The 17,851-nt window shown below is 37.0% G+C and carries 18 protein-coding genes and 1 riboswitch; of the genes, 16 read left to right on the top strand and 2 right to left on the bottom strand.

Going from position 1 to position 17,851, the window contains the following annotated elements:
• Nucleotides 1-2 precede the first annotated feature (2 nt).
• The 13 genes from IGJ39_RS07305 to IGJ39_RS07245 all read left to right on the top strand — a co-directional run bounded on the left by IGJ39_RS07305 (nt 3) and on the right by IGJ39_RS07245 (nt 11,366).
• Nucleotides 3-755 carry a LytR/AlgR family response regulator transcription factor gene (locus IGJ39_RS07305; RefSeq protein WP_066025052.1) on the top strand — a complete coding sequence of 251 codons (753 nt, stop codon included), beginning with the start codon at nt 3-5 and terminating at the stop codon, nt 753-755.
• Between the two features lie 102 nt (nt 756-857).
• Nucleotides 858-1,424 carry an accessory gene regulator B family protein gene (locus IGJ39_RS07300; RefSeq protein WP_195339384.1) on the top strand — a complete coding sequence of 189 codons (567 nt, stop codon included), beginning with the start codon at nt 858-860 and terminating at the stop codon, nt 1,422-1,424.
• A gap of 2 nt (nt 1,425-1,426) precedes the next feature.
• A complete protein-coding gene (locus tag IGJ39_RS07295) occupies nt 1,427-1,591 on the top strand; it encodes a cyclic lactone autoinducer peptide (protein ID WP_010735382.1) in 165 nt (54 codons plus the stop codon).
• 696 nt (nt 1,592-2,287) lie between these two features.
• Nucleotides 2,288-2,854: an alkaline shock response membrane anchor protein AmaP gene (gene amaP / locus IGJ39_RS07290; RefSeq protein WP_062805198.1), complete on the top strand. Its 567-nt coding sequence runs from the start codon at nt 2,288-2,290 to the stop codon at nt 2,852-2,854.
• 12 nt (nt 2,855-2,866) lie between these two features.
• Nucleotides 2,867-3,055, top strand: coding sequence for a DUF2273 domain-containing protein (locus IGJ39_RS07285; protein WP_010735385.1), 189 nt, complete (start codon nt 2,867-2,869; stop codon nt 3,053-3,055).
• A 12-nt stretch (nt 3,056-3,067) separates the two neighbouring features.
• Complete coding sequence (locus IGJ39_RS07280; RefSeq protein ID WP_010735386.1) at nt 3,068-3,622, top strand: Asp23/Gls24 family envelope stress response protein; 555 nt, start codon at nt 3,068-3,070, stop codon at nt 3,620-3,622.
• 34 nt (nt 3,623-3,656) lie between these two features.
• Nucleotides 3,657-3,899 (top strand): GlsB/YeaQ/YmgE family stress response membrane protein, encoded by a 243-nt coding sequence (locus IGJ39_RS07275; protein ID WP_010735387.1) that lies wholly within the window; start codon nt 3,657-3,659, stop codon nt 3,897-3,899.
• Nucleotides 3,900-4,452: 553 nt separating this feature from the next.
• Nucleotides 4,453-5,523, top strand: coding sequence for an ABC transporter ATP-binding protein (locus tag IGJ39_RS07270; protein WP_195339383.1), 1,071 nt, complete (start codon nt 4,453-4,455; stop codon nt 5,521-5,523).
• Nucleotides 5,523-6,410, top strand: a complete 888-nt coding sequence (locus IGJ39_RS07265; protein WP_195339382.1) for a carbohydrate ABC transporter permease — start codon at nt 5,523-5,525, stop codon at nt 6,408-6,410. The genes IGJ39_RS07270 and IGJ39_RS07265 overlap by 1 nt, the downstream gene beginning before the upstream one ends.
• The gene (locus IGJ39_RS07260) at nt 6,407-7,225 is read left to right on the top strand and encodes a carbohydrate ABC transporter permease (RefSeq protein ID WP_195273081.1); all 819 of its coding nucleotides are present in this window, start codon (nt 6,407-6,409) and stop codon (nt 7,223-7,225) included. The genes IGJ39_RS07265 and IGJ39_RS07260 overlap by 4 nt, the downstream gene beginning before the upstream one ends.
• Nucleotides 7,209-8,489: an MBL fold metallo-hydrolase gene (locus tag IGJ39_RS07255; protein WP_195339381.1), complete on the top strand. Its 1,281-nt coding sequence runs from the start codon at nt 7,209-7,211 to the stop codon at nt 8,487-8,489. The genes IGJ39_RS07260 and IGJ39_RS07255 overlap by 17 nt, the downstream gene beginning before the upstream one ends.
• A gap of 17 nt (nt 8,490-8,506) precedes the next feature.
• The gene (locus IGJ39_RS07250) at nt 8,507-9,790 is read left to right on the top strand and encodes an extracellular solute-binding protein (RefSeq protein ID WP_195273079.1); all 1,284 of its coding nucleotides are present in this window, start codon (nt 8,507-8,509) and stop codon (nt 9,788-9,790) included.
• Between the two features lie 22 nt (nt 9,791-9,812).
• Nucleotides 9,813-11,366: a bifunctional metallophosphatase/5'-nucleotidase gene (locus IGJ39_RS07245; RefSeq protein WP_195339380.1), complete on the top strand. Its 1,554-nt coding sequence runs from the start codon at nt 9,813-9,815 to the stop codon at nt 11,364-11,366.
• A 138-nt stretch (nt 11,367-11,504) separates the two neighbouring features.
• Here the strand turns inward: IGJ39_RS07245 and IGJ39_RS07240 are convergent, their stop codons facing one another.
• Together IGJ39_RS07240 and IGJ39_RS07235 are read right to left on the bottom strand one after the other, a co-directional pair.
• On the bottom strand, nt 11,505-12,800 hold the full coding sequence (locus tag IGJ39_RS07240; RefSeq protein ID WP_438764378.1) for an ISL3 family transposase: 1,296 nt from the start codon (nt 12,798-12,800) through the stop codon (nt 11,505-11,507).
• Between the two features lie 161 nt (nt 12,801-12,961).
• Nucleotides 12,962-13,729, bottom strand: a complete 768-nt coding sequence (locus tag IGJ39_RS07235) for an ankyrin repeat domain-containing protein (protein WP_195339618.1) — start codon at nt 13,727-13,729, stop codon at nt 12,962-12,964.
• A gap of 439 nt (nt 13,730-14,168) precedes the next feature.
• On the opposite strand from IGJ39_RS07235, the gene IGJ39_RS07230 reads away from it, so the two are divergent.
• The 3 genes from IGJ39_RS07230 (at nt 14,169) to IGJ39_RS07220 (ending at nt 17,807) form a co-directional block, all read left to right on the top strand.
• Nucleotides 14,169-15,512, top strand: coding sequence for a lytic polysaccharide monooxygenase (locus tag IGJ39_RS07230; protein WP_066025043.1), 1,344 nt, complete (start codon nt 14,169-14,171; stop codon nt 15,510-15,512).
• Between the two features lie 149 nt (nt 15,513-15,661).
• Nucleotides 15,662-16,276, top strand: coding sequence for a flavin reductase family protein (locus tag IGJ39_RS07225; protein WP_195339616.1), 615 nt, complete (start codon nt 15,662-15,664; stop codon nt 16,274-16,276).
• A 163-nt stretch (nt 16,277-16,439) separates the two neighbouring features.
• Nucleotides 16,440-16,606: riboswitch (M-box (ykoK) riboswitch) on the top strand.
• 319 nt (nt 16,607-16,925) lie between these two features.
• Nucleotides 16,926-17,807, top strand: a complete 882-nt coding sequence (locus IGJ39_RS07220; protein ID WP_195339615.1) for an LCP family protein — start codon at nt 16,926-16,928, stop codon at nt 17,805-17,807.
• Nucleotides 17,808-17,851: the final 44 nt, after the last annotated feature.

The raw sequence follows: 17,851 nt of genomic DNA, 5'->3' as shown, positions 1-17,851 counted from the left end.
CTATGTTAAAAATTTTTATTTGTGATGATGAAGAGATCCATCGTAACCGCATCACCAACATTATAAAAAATTACGTGATGATGATGGACTATGATGTGGAGTTCCAACTAGCTGCAGATAACCCGTATGATATTTTATCCTACGTATCAACTAACAAAACAGAGGGTATCTATTTTTTAGATATCGATTTAAATTCAGATATCAATGGTGTGGAACTAGGAAAGCAGATTCGACAGTATGATCCAACAGCCAAAATCATTTTTGTTACGACTTATACCGATTTTGTTTATCTTACTTTTCTTTATAAGGTAGAGGCGTTGGATTATATCATCAAAGATAATGAAGAACAATTGCAACAAAAAATCATCAGTTGTATTGATATTGCGATCGAACGCTATATGAATACTGCGTTGTCTACCAGGGAACAGATCTGGCTAAAAAGCGGTGCCGTCGATGTAAAATTATATGTGGATGAAATCCTCTTTTTTAGTTCAAGTCCAACACCACATAAATTGATCGTACACTTGGACAATCGCATGATTGAGTATGCGGGGAAAATCAAAGAAATCGAAAAATTAAGTGATTCTTTGTGTCGCTGTCACCAATCGTTTGTCGTCAATTTGGCAAATATAGCAGAAATCAATAAAAAAGAGCGAAAAGTGATCATGACGAACGGGGAAGAATGTTTAGTCTCTACCAGATATTTAAAAAAATTAGCCACTCGCTTTGAAAATGAGTTTTCGCCCAAAGCATAAATGCATCGATTTTTGCACTTTTGACAAAAAAAGAAGCACTTTTGATAAAATAATCCATAGATTTGTAAAATAGGTATAATAAACTGCGAAGGAGCGTGAAAGATGACTGAAGAGTACATTTCAATAGAGGAAAAATTATCAAAGAAAATAAGTGGACATTTCGCTTCACAATTAGGACTTTCACCGATTGAACAAGCAAAGGTGGAATATGGGTTATCGATCCTATTTGTTGATCTGTTCAAGATGATCGTGATGTATGGGATTGCGTTTCTCTTACATATTGTGGGAGCAGTATTCATCACACACCTTGTATTCATCTCAGTTCGTTTTACCACGAAAGGATTTCATGCAAGTAACAGTGCAGTTTGTACAATACTTAGTGTGCTTTTCTTGGTTGTTTTGCCATGGATCACCGCTTCGCTTGGTTTTGAATCGACTCGTCCTTTGTTTGTTCTCGGAATTCTATTCGTGGGTTTAGGAATATTCGTAAAAGAGCGGACGATCAATCAAGCAAAAGGACCTTTCCGATTAAGAAAAACGGTTCTTATTATTTTGTTCATCACAACGATCGGCTTGCTTTTACCTAGTGACAGTATTCGTACATATCTTTTGTTAGGTCTAGCAATTGCTACATTGTTGATGTTTATTAAAAATAAAGGGGTAGAGTAAATATGTTAACAAGTCTAAAAACAAAGAAATTACAAATGATGCAGGTTATCTCAACAATGGCGATTGCTATCGCAACTTACGCAATGGGAACGATCGGTGCAGATTGCACATTCGTTATCTACGAACCAAAAATGCCTGAAGCATTAAAAAATGAAATGAATAAATAAAAATAAACAAGCGATTTAGAAAAAATCTAAATCGCTTTTTATTTTTTTGATATTCATACCCATTCATTTCTTTCGATAATTTTGTAGTAAGAGAACGAATAAAAAGAAAAACAATGATTCCCACAGAGTAGTGGTCCAACTAAATTCTTTAGACACCCCAAAAAATAGATTACCAGCATTGGAAACAATCAAGTAAATAATCGTTATTATAAATGCATATATAGATTTTTTTAGCATATGACACCTCTTTCTAAGAGTAATAGTTTTACTAAATTGAATAACTATTATTCTAACATTTTTCTTTTACTTATTATAAAATATTTTAATGATTTTTGAAAAGGGTATCATTCTTTATAATAAAAGATTAAAACATTTGGCTTGAAAGTGGGAAATGATCGTTTCTTGCTGTATTTTGTCATTTTTATTTTTTATTTTGTAATATAAATGAGCATTATCTTTGCAATTTTTAATCTTGAATACTATTCTTGTAGTATAGCCAGCAAGAAACAATAGAAGTTATATAATAATTGTTACTGTTATTTAAGATTTCTATTCAGGAGGGAGTACCAAAGTTATTTTGAGCCTGCACTTTTTGGTAGCGCTTACTTTAAGTAGGTATTTCTATAGGTTCCTCAAGTGATATACTTGTTGGTCATGTGTTGAAAAATAAAAAATAAGATACTTAGGAGGTGGAAAATGAATAAGGGGGTAAAGATCATCGGTGTAATTGTAAGCATAATTTTACTTTCAGTACTTTTGATCATCGCTCTAGTTAATGCACCATATGTCTTACCTGAACAATTGGAACGTTTTCGCTTTTTTACGATAACAAATTATTATATGCAACAATATATTTTCTGGGCTGCAGTCGTTTTTGCCATTGTTGTCGTTCTCATCTTATTATTTGTTCTTTTCTATCCAAAATCGAAAGGAACCTTCGTATTAAAGCACAAAGATGGAAAATTGACGTTGGATAAAAAAGCAATTGAAGGACTGACTCGTTCGTATCTACACGAAGAAGAGTTCATTCAATCACCAAAAGTCAAAGTACGATCAACAAAACAGAAAATCAATATTCATGTAAAAGGCGATCTAAAACGTACTTCTTCTCTGATTGGCAAAACAGAAATGTTGATGCAAGAAGTGAGAGATCAAGTTGCCAATGTCCTTGGTTCAGAACAAGAGATCAAAGTAGCTGTCAATTATAGTAGTTATCAAGAAGAAAAAGATCATGAAGACAACCAGCACTCACGAGTAGAATAGGAGGGCACACAAATGAAAGAATTCTTTTCACTATATAAGCTCCCTATTATCTTTGGGGGTCTTGGCTTACTATTAGCCGTTTTATGGTTAACAGTTGGATTTTTCAAAACTCTTTTAATATTGATCATGACCGCTATTGGTGTGGGTATTGGTTTTTATTTAAAAGAAACCAAATTGTTAGATGAATATTTCAAATCATAGGAGGAATTTAATATGGAAAACAAAGATTTCAAAAACGTGAACACTACTACAGGTACAAATCCAGTTGCTGATACTACAGCAAAAGGTGAATTGACTTATGAAGACAAAGTCATTCAAAAAATCATTGGTTACGCATTGAAAGACGTTGACGGTTTGTTGACTCTTGATGGCGGATTTTTCTCCAATATTGCTGAAAAATTAGTCAATACAGATAACGTGACAGCTGGAATCAATGCAGAAGTTGGTAAAAAACAAGTTGCTGTTGATTTAGATGTAGTTGTTGAATATGGAAAAGATATCGAAAACATTTATGATCAAATCAAAGAATTGATCAGCACAGAAGTAAATGAAATGACTCATCTTGATGTGATCGAAGTTAACGTAAATGTTGTTGACATCAAAACACAAGCAGAATACGAAAAAGATCAAGAAACAGTACAAGATAAAGTAACTGATGCAGCAAAATCAACTGGTCAATTTGCTTCAAAACAAACTGACAAAGCAAAATCAGCTGTTGGCAAAGGTGCGCAAAAAGTAAAAGAAAACAATGAACCACGCGTACAATAAACTTAATTTTATAGAATTTTAGGAGGAAATAATCATGGGATTTATTTGGTCATTAATCGTTGGTGGTATTATCGGAGCAATTGCAGGAGCAATCACAAATAAAGGTTCTTCAATGGGAATCATTGCGAATGTGATCGCAGGTCTAGTTGGATCAGCTATTGGTCAAGCACTTTTAGGTACTTGGGGTCCAGTGATCGGTGGAATGGCAATCGTACCATCACTTATCGGAGCAATCATTTTAGTATTGATCGTTTCATTCTTTGCACGTAAGCTTTAAGCAAAGATCGCTTACTCAGATGTAATGATTTGATCATGAAAGAGATCGACTAAACATTCTAACAGACCACAAAGAGTAGTTTTTATTCTTACTCTTCGTGGTCTGTTTGTTTGTACATATTTTCGAATATTCGTTGTTTGTCTTTTATCAATCAGTTAATTCACTTGAATACCGTGTTTATCATAAAAACAATATGTAAACTACGATTTTTTTGATATTAAAAAAATAACAAAATGCTTATTCCATAGCAATCTTCGAGGTTTAACTGCTAGATAACTGTTATTTCTCGTCTTGACGTTAAATATTGCTATAGATAAAGCATTTTTTCTTTGTTATCCTTTTATTGAAATATTATATGAAGAGTTTTTATAAGCATCATTTTATAACGTTGATTTCAATTTTTTACAATAAAACAAACATAAAAACTAGGAGTTAAGAATATTTTCAAGATATTTACAAATAATATATGTAATCTAAATATTCGAACGTTAAGATGAAGATGTGAAAGAAAACAACTGTCATAAAAAATATAAGGAAGAGCGGAGGGTCACTTATGATTGAGGTGATCGGATTACAGAAAACTTTTGATAATGGCTTTGAAGCATTGAAGCAAGTAGATTTTGCGATTGAAAGAGGAGAACTTGTTTGTCTTTTAGGCCCTAGTGGCTGTGGTAAATCAACGATGTTGAACCTCATCGCAGGACTATTACAACCGACAGATGGCGATATTCGTTTTAACGGGCAATCGGTCATAAAAACAGAACCTAAAGATCGTAATATTGGCTTTGTTTTTCAAAATTACGCGTTGTATCCACACATGACTGTCTTAGAGAACATCATGTTTCCTTTATTAGTTGGGGATAATAAAAAGAAAAAAGGTGAAGCAAAAGTGATTGCTGAAAAATATATGGATTTAACCAATATCAAAGAGTTGCAGAACAAGAAACCTGGGACTTTATCTGGTGGGCAACAACAACGAGTAGCCATCACGAGAGCCTTAGTACAAGAACCAGAAGTCTTATTATTGGATGAACCTTTAAGTAATCTCGATGCTCGACTACGCTTGAAGATCCGTGAAGAAATTCGCAGGTTAGTGAAAGAAGTGGGGATCACGACGATTTTTGTCACCCACGATCAAGAAGAAGCTCTATCGATCAGTGACAAAATCATCTTGTTGGAAGATGGCAAGATACAACAAGATGATGATCCTCAAAATCTCTATTTAGAGCCAGAAAATTTATTCGTGGCGAAATTCATTGGTAATCCAATTATTAATTTTTTACCGATTGAAGTCATCGATGATCGGGTCAAACATACGTCATTTGATTTACCACTTACTCATTTTATTGAACAGCGTTTCAAAAAAACAATCACAAATGGTAAATATTACTTAGGTATACGTCCTGAAGATATCTTTCCAAGCGATAATGGACCTTTGAAAGGGAAGATTCAAAGTGTTGAGTTGATCGGTCGTGAACGGATTTTACACTTTGAACTTGCAGGAGAGCGAGTAAAGTCGATTGTACGAGTGGAAAATGAGATTACTGAAGGAACTGAGGTTACGTTTAATTTGGCTTATCCTAAAGTGTTCTTATTCAGTCTTGATGGAGAGAGGATCTATTGATGAGAAAGAAGAATTATAACTCTGAAAATCAGCTAAAGGCTTGGTATTTTTTGCTTCCAGCATTACTTGCAATTTTCGTATTCAATATTTATCCGCTTTTTCGAGCTTTTTTTATGAGCTTTCAAAAAGGGACATTGATCAATCCTCGCTTTGCAGGAGTTGAGAATTATCAACGGTTGTTTAGTGATCCGGTATTTTTTCGCGCATTGAAAAATACTGCATTCTACAGTTTTACCGTCGTACCAATTGCTTTGATTCTTTCATTAGCAATTGCGTGGGTGATTTTTGAAAAAGTAAAGTATAAGTCATTTTTTGAAGCGATTTTTTTTATGCCCTATGTCACGAGTACGATAGCGATCGGTATTGTTTTTCGCTATTTTTTCAACGGATCTTACGGACTCATCAATTATTTACTCGAGTTTGTTGGGCTTCCCCGCGTGAATTGGTTAGATAGTGTGTCAATGAGTATGCCGACTTTGATCCTCTTTGGTATTTGGACAAGTCTAGCTTTCAATATCATCATATTATTAGCGGGATTCCGTAACATTGACAAAGAGCATTACAAGATCGCGAAAATGTTTGGCGCAAATGAATGGGAGATTTTTTTACAGATCACTTTGCCCCAACTGCTTCCTACATTGACGTTTCTCTTAACAGTCAATTTGATTGGCGCATTTAAAATCTACACGCAAGTTTATGCACTGTTTGGTGGTCAAGCTGGGATTGCAAAAAGTGCGATGACCGCAGTATTTTACATTTATGATAAGTTCCACGTTGTAGGTAGACCAGGTCTAGCTATGGCAGCAACACTTGTTTTATTCTTGCTTATTCTAAGTATTACTTTTATCCAACAGTTGATTTTGAAGAAAGTGGGGAGACAAAGATGAAAAAAATCGTTACATTGTTCTCACTCTTATTTTTGACACTCCTAGGAATCATTACTGTGTTTCCATTTATCTATATGATACTCGGTGGTTTGATGACGTATCGGGAAGCGACAAGTATTCCACCAACTGTTATACCTGATTCCTTTCAATGGGTGAATTATTTCGCGGTATTTGAAAAAGCGCCATTTATCCAATACTTCATCAACACGTCATTTGTATCGTTAGTAACCACATTGGCAACCGTTATCACTTCACTGTTAGCAGCATTTGCTTTAGCAACTTTGGAATTTCGCTACAAGAAAGTAGTGATGGTAGGATTGATTTCTCTGTTGATGATTCCATACGAGTCGATCATATTTACGAATTATAATACAATCGCACGTTTAGGCTTGTTGAACTCTTATACTGCCTTGATCTTACCGTTTTTGACGAGTATTTTTTATATTTATTATTTGACTAATTACTTGAAAAGTATTTCACGTTCCTTTTATCAAGCAGCTAAGATCGATGGCGCATCTGATATGGAATATATTAAAAAGATCCTTGTTCCTATGTCTAAGCCAGCGCTGGTCACAGTAGGAATTTTGACTTTCATTTCGAGTTGGAACTCCTTTTTATGGCCGTTATTGGTCACAAATGACAAAAGGTTTCGATTATTGAACAATGGCTTATCTGCATTTACGAGCGAAAGTGGCAGTGATGTCCACTTACAATTAGCAGCAGCCACCTTAACGGTATTACCAATTGTGCTTATTTACTTTATTTTTAGAAAAGAAATCATCCAAGGAGTGGCAAAAAATGGGATCAAAGGCTAATCAAAAAACAAGTATTACCTTTCATAGTGGGCTCATGACGATCGGTGGAACAGTCATTGAAGTTGCTTACGGGGACGATAGAATCTTTTTTGACTTTGGGACAGAATATCACCCTGAGATCAACTTACCAAATGAAGAGCTACCAACTTTACTAGATGTAGGATTTATTCCAGCAATTGATATTTATGATCCTCGATTGACCATACAAAAGCAAGAGACTAAGTTTAAAAATACTGCAGTATTTTTATCGCATGTTCACTTGGATCATACAAAAATGATCAATTATCTTGATCCAAAAATTCCCTTATATACATTAGAGCCGACCAAAGATTTATTGGAAAGCTTAAATCGTAACGGGACATTCTTGTTGCCTTCACCTTATATAGAAGGAAATACACGAACGATCAAAACGATTACGCCTAATCAAGATGTTCACATTGGCGAAATAACGATACGTTTGTTTCCTGTAGATCATGATGCATATGGGGCAGCAGCCTTTCTTATCGAAACACCAACTGCTTTGATTGCTTATTCAGGTGACCTTCGTCTTCATGGATTTGACCGACATTTGACAGAGGGATTTTGTGAAGCGGCACAGAAGGTCGATGTATTGATGCTGGAAGGAGTGAGCATTAGTTTCCCAGAGAAAGAAAAAAAACATGTGACATCACCAGATAGCGAAAGAGGACTGACGGAGCAACTGGTGAAGTTGATCCAAGAAAACGAGAATCGTCAATTGACCTTCAATTTTTATCCAGCGAACATCAAACGCTGGGAAGCTTTGATCGATGCTTCCCCACGACAAGTAGTTGTCGAAGCAGAAATGGCTTTACTCTTACAAAAAGTTGCAAAACGAGAAGTCCCTTATTACTACGCTGAGAAGAAAGAGCGGATCGATACATTAGATCCACAACTTGAGTATTCTTACGATACTTTATTAGCAGATTCGACAGATTATTTTTGGCAATTTGTTGGTAAGGTTGACTCATTACAAAAAGGAGGTCTGTATATACACAGTGATGCCCAACCATTAGGCGAGTTTGATCCCCAGTACGCGATTTTTAGAGCATCTTTTGAAAAGCAACAAGTGGAGTTTGAGCAGTTATCATTATCAGGTCATGCAAAACCTGCGGATCTAGCAGAAATCATCGATCGGATAAAACCAGCTATGTTGGTCCCAATCCATACGTTAAAACCTGAGAGTATGCACAATCCATATGGAAGCAGAGTATTAGTACAAAGAGGCGAAACCATTCAACTATAATTGGAGGAAAATGAAAAATGAAATGGACAACTATTAGTAAGTTTTTGGTAGCATCAGCAGCTGTAATGACTTTAGGCGCTTGTGGGAACACTGGCTCGAACGCCTCTTCATCAAGTGAAGAGATCGTCACTGATTTAACAGAAGACACGACGATCACCTTTTGGCATGCAATGAACGGTGCGCAAGAAACAGCGTTACAAAAGCTGACTGATGATTTTGTTAAAGCCAACCCAACTATCAAAGTCGAATTACAAAACCAAGCCCAATATTCTGATCTACAAGCAAAGATCAACTCCACTCTCCCGTCACCAGGGGATCTACCAACCATTACTCAAGCTTATCCTGGTTGGTTATACGATGCTGCACAAGACGAGATGCTCGTTGATCTCCAACCATTGATCGATAATGACACGATTGGTTGGCAAGACCAAGAAGCGATTCGTACCTCTTTGCTAGATGGCGCCAAGATCGATGATGTCCAGTACGGTATTCCTTTTAATAAATCGACTGAAATGCTCTTTTATAACAAAGATATGTTGGAAAAATATGATGTCGCTGTGCCAACGACATTCGCTGAACTCAAAGAAGCATCCCAAAAGATTTATGAAGCAACGGATGGCGAAGTTGTAGGTGCCGGCTTTGATTCTTTGAACAACTATTATACGATCGGTATGGAAAACAAAGGGGTTGAATTTAACAAAGAGTTAGATTTGACCAGTGACAAATCAAAAGAATTGATCAACTATTACGCGGAGGGTGTTAAAGATGGATACTTCCGAATTGCGGGATCAGACAACTATTTATCCGGGCCTTTTGCCAATCAAAAAGTAGCTATGTTTATCGGATCGATTGCAGGAGAAGGATATGTGAAGAAAGATACGGAAGGTGTATTTACGTATGATGTTGCTCCACGCCCTGAAAAAATCAATTTACAACAAGGAACGGATCTCTACATGTTCAGTAGTGCCACACCAGAAGAACGGACAGCAGCGTTTTTATATATGAAATTCTTATCAGAGCCAGAAAACCAATTGTATTGGGCAACCATGACTGGCTATATGCCAACGATCGAATCAGTATTAGAAAGTGATGACTACAAAAATTCATCGGAAACAAAAGTCCCACGACAGTTAGAAGAGGCAACGAAAGAATTGTTCTCGATTCCAGTCGTGGAGAATAGTGACAATGCGTTCAATGAAATGCGTACGATCATGGAGAATATATTAGCTAACACAAATCAAGATACAGATCAATTGATCACAGATTCAGTACCGCAGTTAGAAGATGCTTGGAACCAATAAAAACGACTGAGAGGGTGAAATAATGGAAGTGACGATCCTTGCAACAAGTGACATGCACGGCTACGTTCTGCCGACGAATTATGCCAGTGACCTAGAACAACCATTTGGTGTGGCGAAGGTAGCTAGAAAACTGAAGGAATTAAGACAAGCAGCGAGCGGTCCTGTATTCATGATTGAGAACGGTGACTTTATCCAAGGTTCGCCACTTAGTTATTTTGTTGCAAAACAACCGGAGTATTCTGTCTCGACGTTAACAAAGCTTCTAAACGGCATGAACTATGATGTTGGTGTGTTAGGTAATCATGAATTTAATTATGGCTGGACCTATTTGAATGAAGCAATCCAATCCTATGATTTCCCAATAGTTGTAGCCAATATGTTAAGGAAGAATCAACAGGAATCGGTTTTACCTCCGTATCAGATCATTGAGAAACAAGGGATCAAAGTAGCGGTCTTGGGATTAGTGACCCAGTATATCCCAAACTGGGAAAATCCTGAAACAATCAAGGATCTTCACTTTGTGTCGGCTGTGGAAACGGCCAAAAAGTACGTGCCACTATTACGTGAGTTAGCAGATTTAGTCGTCGTTGCATACCATGGTGGTTTTGAAAAAGATCTAACAACAAACGAGCCGACTGAAGCAATGACTGGTGAAAACGAAGGAAGTCAATTGTTACAAGAAGTACCTGGGATCGATGCGTTAGTCACAGGGCATCAACATCGTGAAATTGCTGAAGTCGTTAATGGTGTACCAGTGATCCAACCAGGATATCGTGGGGCTTTTGTAGGAGCAATCAAACTAACTGTCAAAAAGCAAGATAACAAGTTTATCATCTTAGACCACTCATGTAAACTTTATCCGACGAACGAGGCTTCTCCAGATCCTAGTGTTCTTGAACAAGTTGGACCAGTCTCAAAAGCATTAGATGTGTGGCTAGACCAACCAGTGGGAGAAGTGCTGGGGGATCTACGGATTATTGATCCGATGGCAGCTAGAGTCAATGAGCATCCATATATTGAATTGATCAATCGAATACAGATGGATGCGACTGGAGCAGAGATTTCAGGAACAGCCTTATTCAATAATGAAGTGACTGGTTTGCCACAATCTGTCAGTATGCGTCATATTCTTACGAATTATATTTACCCGAATACTCTGGCTGTTGTACGAGTGACGGGACAAGAACTGAAAGCAGCACTCGAACAAACGGCTGGTTACTTAATGGCAACCGATGAAGGAATTACGTTTGATCCGAAGTATATCCAGCCCAAACCTCAATATTATAACTATGATATGTATGAAGGTATCAATTACACAATTGATTTAAATCAACCCATCGGGCATCGTGTAACGCGCTTTGAAAAAGAAGGGGAACCGATTCCCTTAGATAAACCACTAGAAGTGGTGATCAATCAATATCGAGCAGTTGGTGGTGGAAATTATAAGATGTTTTCAGCGGAGAAGATCGTGAAAGAATATCCAATCGATATGACCGAATTGATTGCCGACTATTTCAAACGAAAAAAAGTGATAGATGCAAAAGTGAATCATAATTTCAACGTGATCGGCAAATAAAAATAGGATGAAAAACTCCCTCAAATGCGTATACACCGCATTTGAGGGAGTTTTTTGGCTCTTTGTCAATAAGGACTGATGAGTTGCGAAAAATTAAATCTGGGTCAGAATGAACCACATTCTGGCTCAGATTTTTTGTTATCTAACTTTGATTAATTGATTGGTCAAAAAGATTCTAATTTTCATGTTCTCAAATGATCTAAATCCGTAGGATACTCGTTTCATCGTTTTTATGTGGGTATTCTTTGCTTCTATTTTTCCATTGGAGTAAGGATAAATCATCGCATTGGCGATGCCTTCTTCGTAGGTCAGTAGGTTTTGAAGTTTCTCACGAAAGCCGTCATCTAACGTTTCGGGAAGTTCTGCCAATAAGGAGAAAAACAAGTCAGGGTCTTTGTCTCGAAAAGCTTCAACTAATTCATGGAAAAAGGGATATGCCTCCTTTAGGGGCTTAGAAAATCTAAGCAATCGATCAATCATCATTGCTTCAGTAAGAAATGGGTATTTAGGTGCTCGGAAACTTTTCCATGTTTTATACTCATAGTGATTAATGTTTGCACGATTTTTTAGCAGAAAGCGCCAGTTCTTTTTCAGTTTTTCTGCATGGCTTTTCTGTCCTGCTTTACGCAGTTCATTCATTTCACGGATACGCAACTCATTGAAAGCTTGATTCATGTGTTTGACAATATGGAACCGATCAATCACTACTTTCGCATTTGGCAGAACGCGTTTGGTGAGCTGGAAGTAGGCGGCGTTCATGTCTGTGACTAAGAATTTTACTTCTTCTGGATTGGTGCAGCCCAAGAAATAGTTTGTTAATCGAGGTAATTTACGAGTAGGTAAGATATCAATTAAATTACCTGTTTCTCCATCTGCGCAAATAAAGCTCATTTTATCTTCTATGGAAGTGTGCGAACGAAATTCATCAACCATCAATACTTTGGGGAGAATCCTCTTAGTGGGCTTTGGTAAATAGCTTTTAAACTCTTTCAATGTACGAATAACGGTAGTCAAAGATACCTGACAGCTTTTCGCAATAAAAGATAAAGAGACTTTTTCAGTCAGTAAAGAAGCAATTTTATATCTGACATGATCCGCAATTGAATGTCTTGGGCGTACAAAATAGCTTTGAGCAGTCCAATGGGTTCGACAGTTTTTACAGGTATAGCGTTGCTTTTTTAAGCGCATAACCATTGGCATATGATTGTATTGTTCAAAGCGGACAATGATTTCTTTCTTCCCATTTTTCACCACAATTGCTTTCCCATTTCCATCTACCACAGTAGAACCACAACTTCTACAGGCACAAGGATCAGGTGAGAGAATGGCATTAATGACCAATGTCTTTTCCTTATGAAAGATCTCGTAAGAGATCTCAGTAATCATCAAATCTTTATCTATTAATCTTAGCATTTTTTTGATAGAATCATTCATATAGCATATCGTCCTCTCAGTTGTTTATTTTGTGGTGATTTAATCATACTAGAGAACGATATGTTTTTTAATACCTAAAATGAAAATGGGACTGAAGAATCAATTTTGATTCATCAGTCCCATAAATTATAGAGCCAGTTTTTTCAGCGTTTATATTTATATTATGATTGAGATAGTTGTGCCAATAGCTCAGTATATCCCAGTTCTCTTGCGTAATCTTCCGCAGTTTTCCCTTGATTGTCACGTAACGTTTTGTCTGCGCCATGATTCAACAGTTCTTGAACGATTTGTTGATAGATTTCAGAGCCATCACGTAAAGCAACTGCTTCAATCAACGCCGTATAACCATAATTATTTTGATGGTCGATGTCCACACGTGCGTCGGTTAACAGGAGTTTCACGTTGTCTAAATGCCCCTTTTCAGCTGCTGGAATCAAGGCATTACCGCCAAAACGATTGACGATTGCTTGATTTGGTTCACGCTGTTCCAACATATAAGATAGAATCTCTGTTTTTCCTTGTGCTCCAGCGTAAAGGTAAGGGCTATCTTGAATCGCATCTTGGATGTCGATTGACGCACCATGATCGATCAGAAGTTTGGCAATCTCGACAAAATCATGATGTGTGGCAATTAGTAAAGGTGTCTCACCTTTGTCATTTTGTTCATCATTTGAATACTCTGTTTGTAAAATATCCTCAACTTTCTTTCGATCGTTGTCTTCGACTGCGGCTAATAAACTGCCAGATGGGTAACTCATAAGCGATTCCTCCGTTTCCTCGATCAAATGTTTAGTTTCTTCAGTGGTAGGTTGGACGTCAGTAGAAGTAGTCCTTTTCGTTTGATCAGGAACAGTCATCTGCTGTGGCTCTTCACAACCCGTTAATGAAAACAATAAAACGGCAAAGGGCACGATCAGCCAAGCTTTCATAAATACTCCCCCTTTGTATCATCATATGATGAAGCAATCGATACCGCAAATGAATGAACTTACACTAGCTAAAGAGTAAGGGGGAAATTGTTATTATAGTTATAGATATAGTTTTTTTCATAAATAAGAAATAACGAAATTTTTAATAGTTAAAAATTTGCTGATTTATAATAAAAAATCAAGAATAGAGACGATCAATATTTTTTTCAATTATTCCAACACTAAAATACATCCATAAAATCTTGTTTAAAGAACGTTTTGTACGGTGTTTTAACATTTTTTTGTGATTTATTATTACCTTGCTTGCGGTAATAACTGGTTAGATTTAAACATATTTGTCTGTTATTCTTAGTTTAAGATAACAAAAACAAATACATAATATGAAATTTTTGAAAAAAGTTGAAGTTATCTATATTAATCGTTAATTACGGAGGGAAACATGAAAAAACAAATTTTAGGAACCATTTTATGCTCAAGTATTTTATTTGGAGCAAGTCTAGCAATTGGTGGGAATGAAGCATCTGCACACGGATATGTACAGTCTCCTATCAGTCGTGGGTACCAAGGACATTTAGACAGAGACACAAACTGGAATGCTGCTTTCCAAAAATATGGAGCGGTTATCAACGAACCTCAATCTTTAGAAGCCTTAAAAGGATACCCTCAAGCTGGACCAGCTGATGGACAAATTGCATCAGCAGGTGGTTCACTTGGTGATTTCAATCTTGATCAACAAACTTCATCACTTTGGACAAAACAATCGATTGATCAAGGAGCAAACTTATTTACATGGCGCTATACTGTTGGACATGCAACAACAAAATGGCATTATTACATGACAAAAGCAGATTGGAATCCAAACGATAAATTAGAACGTTCTGATTTTGAATTGATTGGTACGATCAACCATAATGGCACACCAGCAACAACGACACCACACGCAATCAACGTACCAAGTGATCGTTTAGGTTACCATGTGATTTTAGCTGTTTGGGATGTAGCGGATACAGCTAATGCATTCTACAACGTGATTGATGTTGATGTGAAAGGTGATTCAGCTATTCCTGTGAAACCACAAGCACCTCAAAATGTACGTGCTGAAAATGTGACTGCTTCTTCTGTAGAATTAGCATGGAATGGCCAAGCCAATACTGTATCATACAACGTTTACCGCGACGGTGAATTAGTTGGTAATACAAATGATCCAGAATTTAAAGATGCAGGACTAAATGAAGAAACAACATACAACTATGAGATCGAAGCAGTTAGCCAAACTGGATTGACATCTGACAAAACAGCGATTTCAGTGACAACTAGAGCGACAACTGCTGAAGAAAAACCAACTGCTCCTAAAAACTTACATTCAATGGGCGAAACGACTTCAAGCGTGTCATTGATGTGGGGAGCTTCAACCCATACACAAGGTATCAAACAATATGATATCTATCGCAATGGTCAGTTAGTGGCTTCAACGCCATCTACTAGCTACACAGATGAAAACTTGGCTTCTGGCACAACATACTCATACGTGGTACGTGCAATCAGTACAACAGACGAAGTTTCAGATGCAAGTAACACTTTATCAGTGACAACGAAACAAGATGAAACAATCGAAGGAATCCGTGAATGGAAAGTAGGTTCAATGGCTTCACCAGAACGTTATTCGATGAATGAAGAAGTAAGACACAATGGAAGAGTCTACATCACTATTGTTCCACATTTCAACTTTGGTGATGTTACTTGGGCACCTGACCAAGCACCAACATTATTCCGTTTGAAATAATCAATTTGACACTCAGCGCATGAAACTGCGCTGGGTGTTTTTTTGTGAACAAAGGTTGCAATAAGAACGTTTAGTTGACAATGAAGGAGATTGTCCGATACCATGACTATCATCAGGAATGATCATTCAACCAGAAAGTAGGAAAGCAAATGTTCAAACGAGTACCTTCAGAGTTAACAGAAAGAGAAAATTATAAACTGTTGATTGGCTCAGTTATCCCTCGCCCGGTGGCAGTGGTTGCGACAAAGTCTTCAAAAGGAGTGACCAATGTAGCACCATTTAGTTACTTCAATATCGTCAGTTCCAATCCGCCGATACTTTCTTTAGCTATCCAAAGAAAAAATGGGGAGTGGAAAGATACAGCAAAACATCTTATCGATACAAAAGAAGCGGTGATCCATGTTCTAGACGAAAGAATACTTGTAGATGCGAATCAGACAGCTGCTAGCTTATCAAGCGAAGAAAGTGAATTGTCGTTGACCTCTTTCACTACTTCCGAATCCGATACGATCAGCGTCCCAAGAATCAATGAAGCAAGTATTGCCTTTGAAACGACACTATACCAACATGTGCCGATCAAAAAAGGCCAAGAAACAACCGCTGATTTATTTTTACTGCAAATTTCTACTTATCAAATAAGTGAAGCTGTTTATGATGAACAAACAGGGTATATCGATCCGAAACAGTTACAACCAATCAGCCGTTTAGCAGGAAACGACTACGGTAAATTAGGTGAGATCATTCGCTTATTACGTCCGGAATAAATGACCGACCGATAACGCAGTTTTTTCTAGTGTAAAAATGATTTATGGATCAAATGGTAGCCCTACATTTATTAAATAAAGTTTAATTTAGTTATTTTATTCTTTTTTTTATTGATTATCGATGCGAAGAGGAATATGATAAATTTTGTGAAAATCAAATAAGTACTAACCTTGTTAGGTGAGGCTCCTATACAAACATAGGCTATTGCCCAGAAACGTCGAAAGACGCCAATGGGTCAAACAGGAATTGTCGGATTAAGGCTTTTTCCAATAGCTAAGAATACGTTCTTTACGTTGTATAGTGCTAAAACTCGGACGATGAGATGATGCTAGGTCAGAAATCTTGTTCGAAAAGGTTTCTGACCTTTTCTTTTGCTTTCTTTTCCTTTTTTGCTCGCTTTGCCTAACTTGTGTCTGGACAAGAAAGGGGATGCGCTGGAACAAGCTATTTGATTTTATCAATAGAGGTATTCGTCTCACTCCAAAGAATGCCGAACGAAATAAAACAGAGAGACAAACAAAAAAGGTCGACGAGTTGCAGCTCAATCGACCCAAAGACATGTAAGAGAATATACTCTTTACTTGATTCATCATAATAGACAAAGGTCCTCGTTTCAAGTAGAAGAGTTTGAAAGGAAGAGGCAACTGAATGAAACCATTTCAAAAAATCGTATTAAGTATCTTGTTAGTGCTTGCAATGGTCATTGGCTTTTTTTCTTTTGAATTTATCCAAGGGTTCTCCTCAGTGAAACAATCTGCAACAGTTGAGAAAGTCAATGCACAAGATGTTCCATCGATCATCAATGTAGCATTGATTGGTTCTGATGCACGATCAAAAGAAGAAAATGGTCGTTCTGATTCTTTGATGGTCGCCCAATATGATCAAAAGACCAAACAAGCCAAATTGATTTCTATCATGAGAGATTCTTACGTCACTATTCCTGGTTATGGAATGAATAAGATCAATGCCGCCTATTCATATGGTGGTATCGACTTATTGGACCAAACCTTACAAGATAATTTCAAGTTAGAGACCCCTTACTATGCAAGTATTACGTTTCAAGATTTTATTGATTGTATCGATGAATTGTTTCCAGATGGCGTCACGATCGATGCAGAAAAAGATTTGGATTTAGATGGGGTAGCTATCAAAAAAGGAAAGCAAACAATGGACGGAAATACCTTGCTGCAATATGCTCGTTTTCGTGAAGACGAAGAAGGTGATTTTGGACGGATCCGTAGACAACAACAAGTCGTTGAGGCGGTAGCCAGTCAATTGAAAGATGTTACATCGATCATCAAATTACCTAAGGAGATCGGCAAACTTTTAGGCAGTATCCAAACCAATCTACCGGAAAGTGTACTGTTAGATTGTGGGTTAGATTTCCTAGATGACGAGAAGAAAATCGATACATTGTCCGTGCCCGTTGATAAAAGTTGGGACTTCAATGATCATACACCAGCTGGTAGTGTCTTGGAAATCGACTTGACTAAAAATCAGCAAGCGATACACGAGTTTTTGGACAAATAACCATATAACCCTATTGATAAACCAGTTCCTAAAACGAACTGGTT

The organism is Enterococcus sp. AZ140 (assembly GCF_051714405.1).
GTDB lineage: Bacteria > Bacillota > Bacilli > Lactobacillales > Enterococcaceae > Enterococcus_B > Enterococcus_B pernyi.
Note: the sequence above shows the minus strand (reverse complement) of the source record. Positions and strands in the feature narration are given on the sequence as shown.

What these genes read in the sequence shown, in the direction of transcription:
- IGJ39_RS07305 (WP_066025052.1), top strand. Translation starts at nt 3, where the DNA reads ATGTTAAAAATTTTTATTTGTGATGATGAAGAGATCCATCGTAACCGC.
- IGJ39_RS07300 (WP_195339384.1), top strand. Translation starts at nt 858, where the DNA reads ATGACTGAAGAGTACATTTCAATAGAGGAAAAATTATCAAAGAAAATA.
- IGJ39_RS07295 (WP_010735382.1), top strand. Translation starts at nt 1,427, where the DNA reads ATGTTAACAAGTCTAAAAACAAAGAAATTACAAATGATGCAGGTTATC.
- amaP (WP_062805198.1), top strand. Translation starts at nt 2,288, where the DNA reads ATGAATAAGGGGGTAAAGATCATCGGTGTAATTGTAAGCATAATTTTA.
- IGJ39_RS07285 (WP_010735385.1), top strand. Translation starts at nt 2,867, where the DNA reads ATGAAAGAATTCTTTTCACTATATAAGCTCCCTATTATCTTTGGGGGT.
- IGJ39_RS07280 (WP_010735386.1), top strand. Translation starts at nt 3,068, where the DNA reads ATGGAAAACAAAGATTTCAAAAACGTGAACACTACTACAGGTACAAAT.
- IGJ39_RS07275 (WP_010735387.1), top strand. Translation starts at nt 3,657, where the DNA reads ATGGGATTTATTTGGTCATTAATCGTTGGTGGTATTATCGGAGCAATT.
- IGJ39_RS07270 (WP_195339383.1), top strand. Translation starts at nt 4,453, where the DNA reads ATGATTGAGGTGATCGGATTACAGAAAACTTTTGATAATGGCTTTGAA.
- IGJ39_RS07265 (WP_195339382.1), top strand. Translation starts at nt 5,523, where the DNA reads ATGAGAAAGAAGAATTATAACTCTGAAAATCAGCTAAAGGCTTGGTAT.
- IGJ39_RS07260 (WP_195273081.1), top strand. Translation starts at nt 6,407, where the DNA reads ATGAAAAAAATCGTTACATTGTTCTCACTCTTATTTTTGACACTCCTA.
- IGJ39_RS07255 (WP_195339381.1), top strand. Translation starts at nt 7,209, where the DNA reads ATGGGATCAAAGGCTAATCAAAAAACAAGTATTACCTTTCATAGTGGG.
- IGJ39_RS07250 (WP_195273079.1), top strand. Translation starts at nt 8,507, where the DNA reads ATGAAATGGACAACTATTAGTAAGTTTTTGGTAGCATCAGCAGCTGTA.
- IGJ39_RS07245 (WP_195339380.1), top strand. Translation starts at nt 9,813, where the DNA reads ATGGAAGTGACGATCCTTGCAACAAGTGACATGCACGGCTACGTTCTG.
- IGJ39_RS07240 (WP_438764378.1), bottom strand. Translation starts at nt 12,800, where the DNA reads ATGAATGATTCTATCAAAAAAATGCTAAGATTAATAGATAAAGATTTG.
- IGJ39_RS07235 (WP_195339618.1), bottom strand. Translation starts at nt 13,729, where the DNA reads ATGAAAGCTTGGCTGATCGTGCCCTTTGCCGTTTTATTGTTTTCATTA.
- IGJ39_RS07230 (WP_066025043.1), top strand. Translation starts at nt 14,169, where the DNA reads ATGAAAAAACAAATTTTAGGAACCATTTTATGCTCAAGTATTTTATTT.
- IGJ39_RS07225 (WP_195339616.1), top strand. Translation starts at nt 15,662, where the DNA reads ATGTTCAAACGAGTACCTTCAGAGTTAACAGAAAGAGAAAATTATAAA.
- IGJ39_RS07220 (WP_195339615.1), top strand. Translation starts at nt 16,926, where the DNA reads ATGAAACCATTTCAAAAAATCGTATTAAGTATCTTGTTAGTGCTTGCA.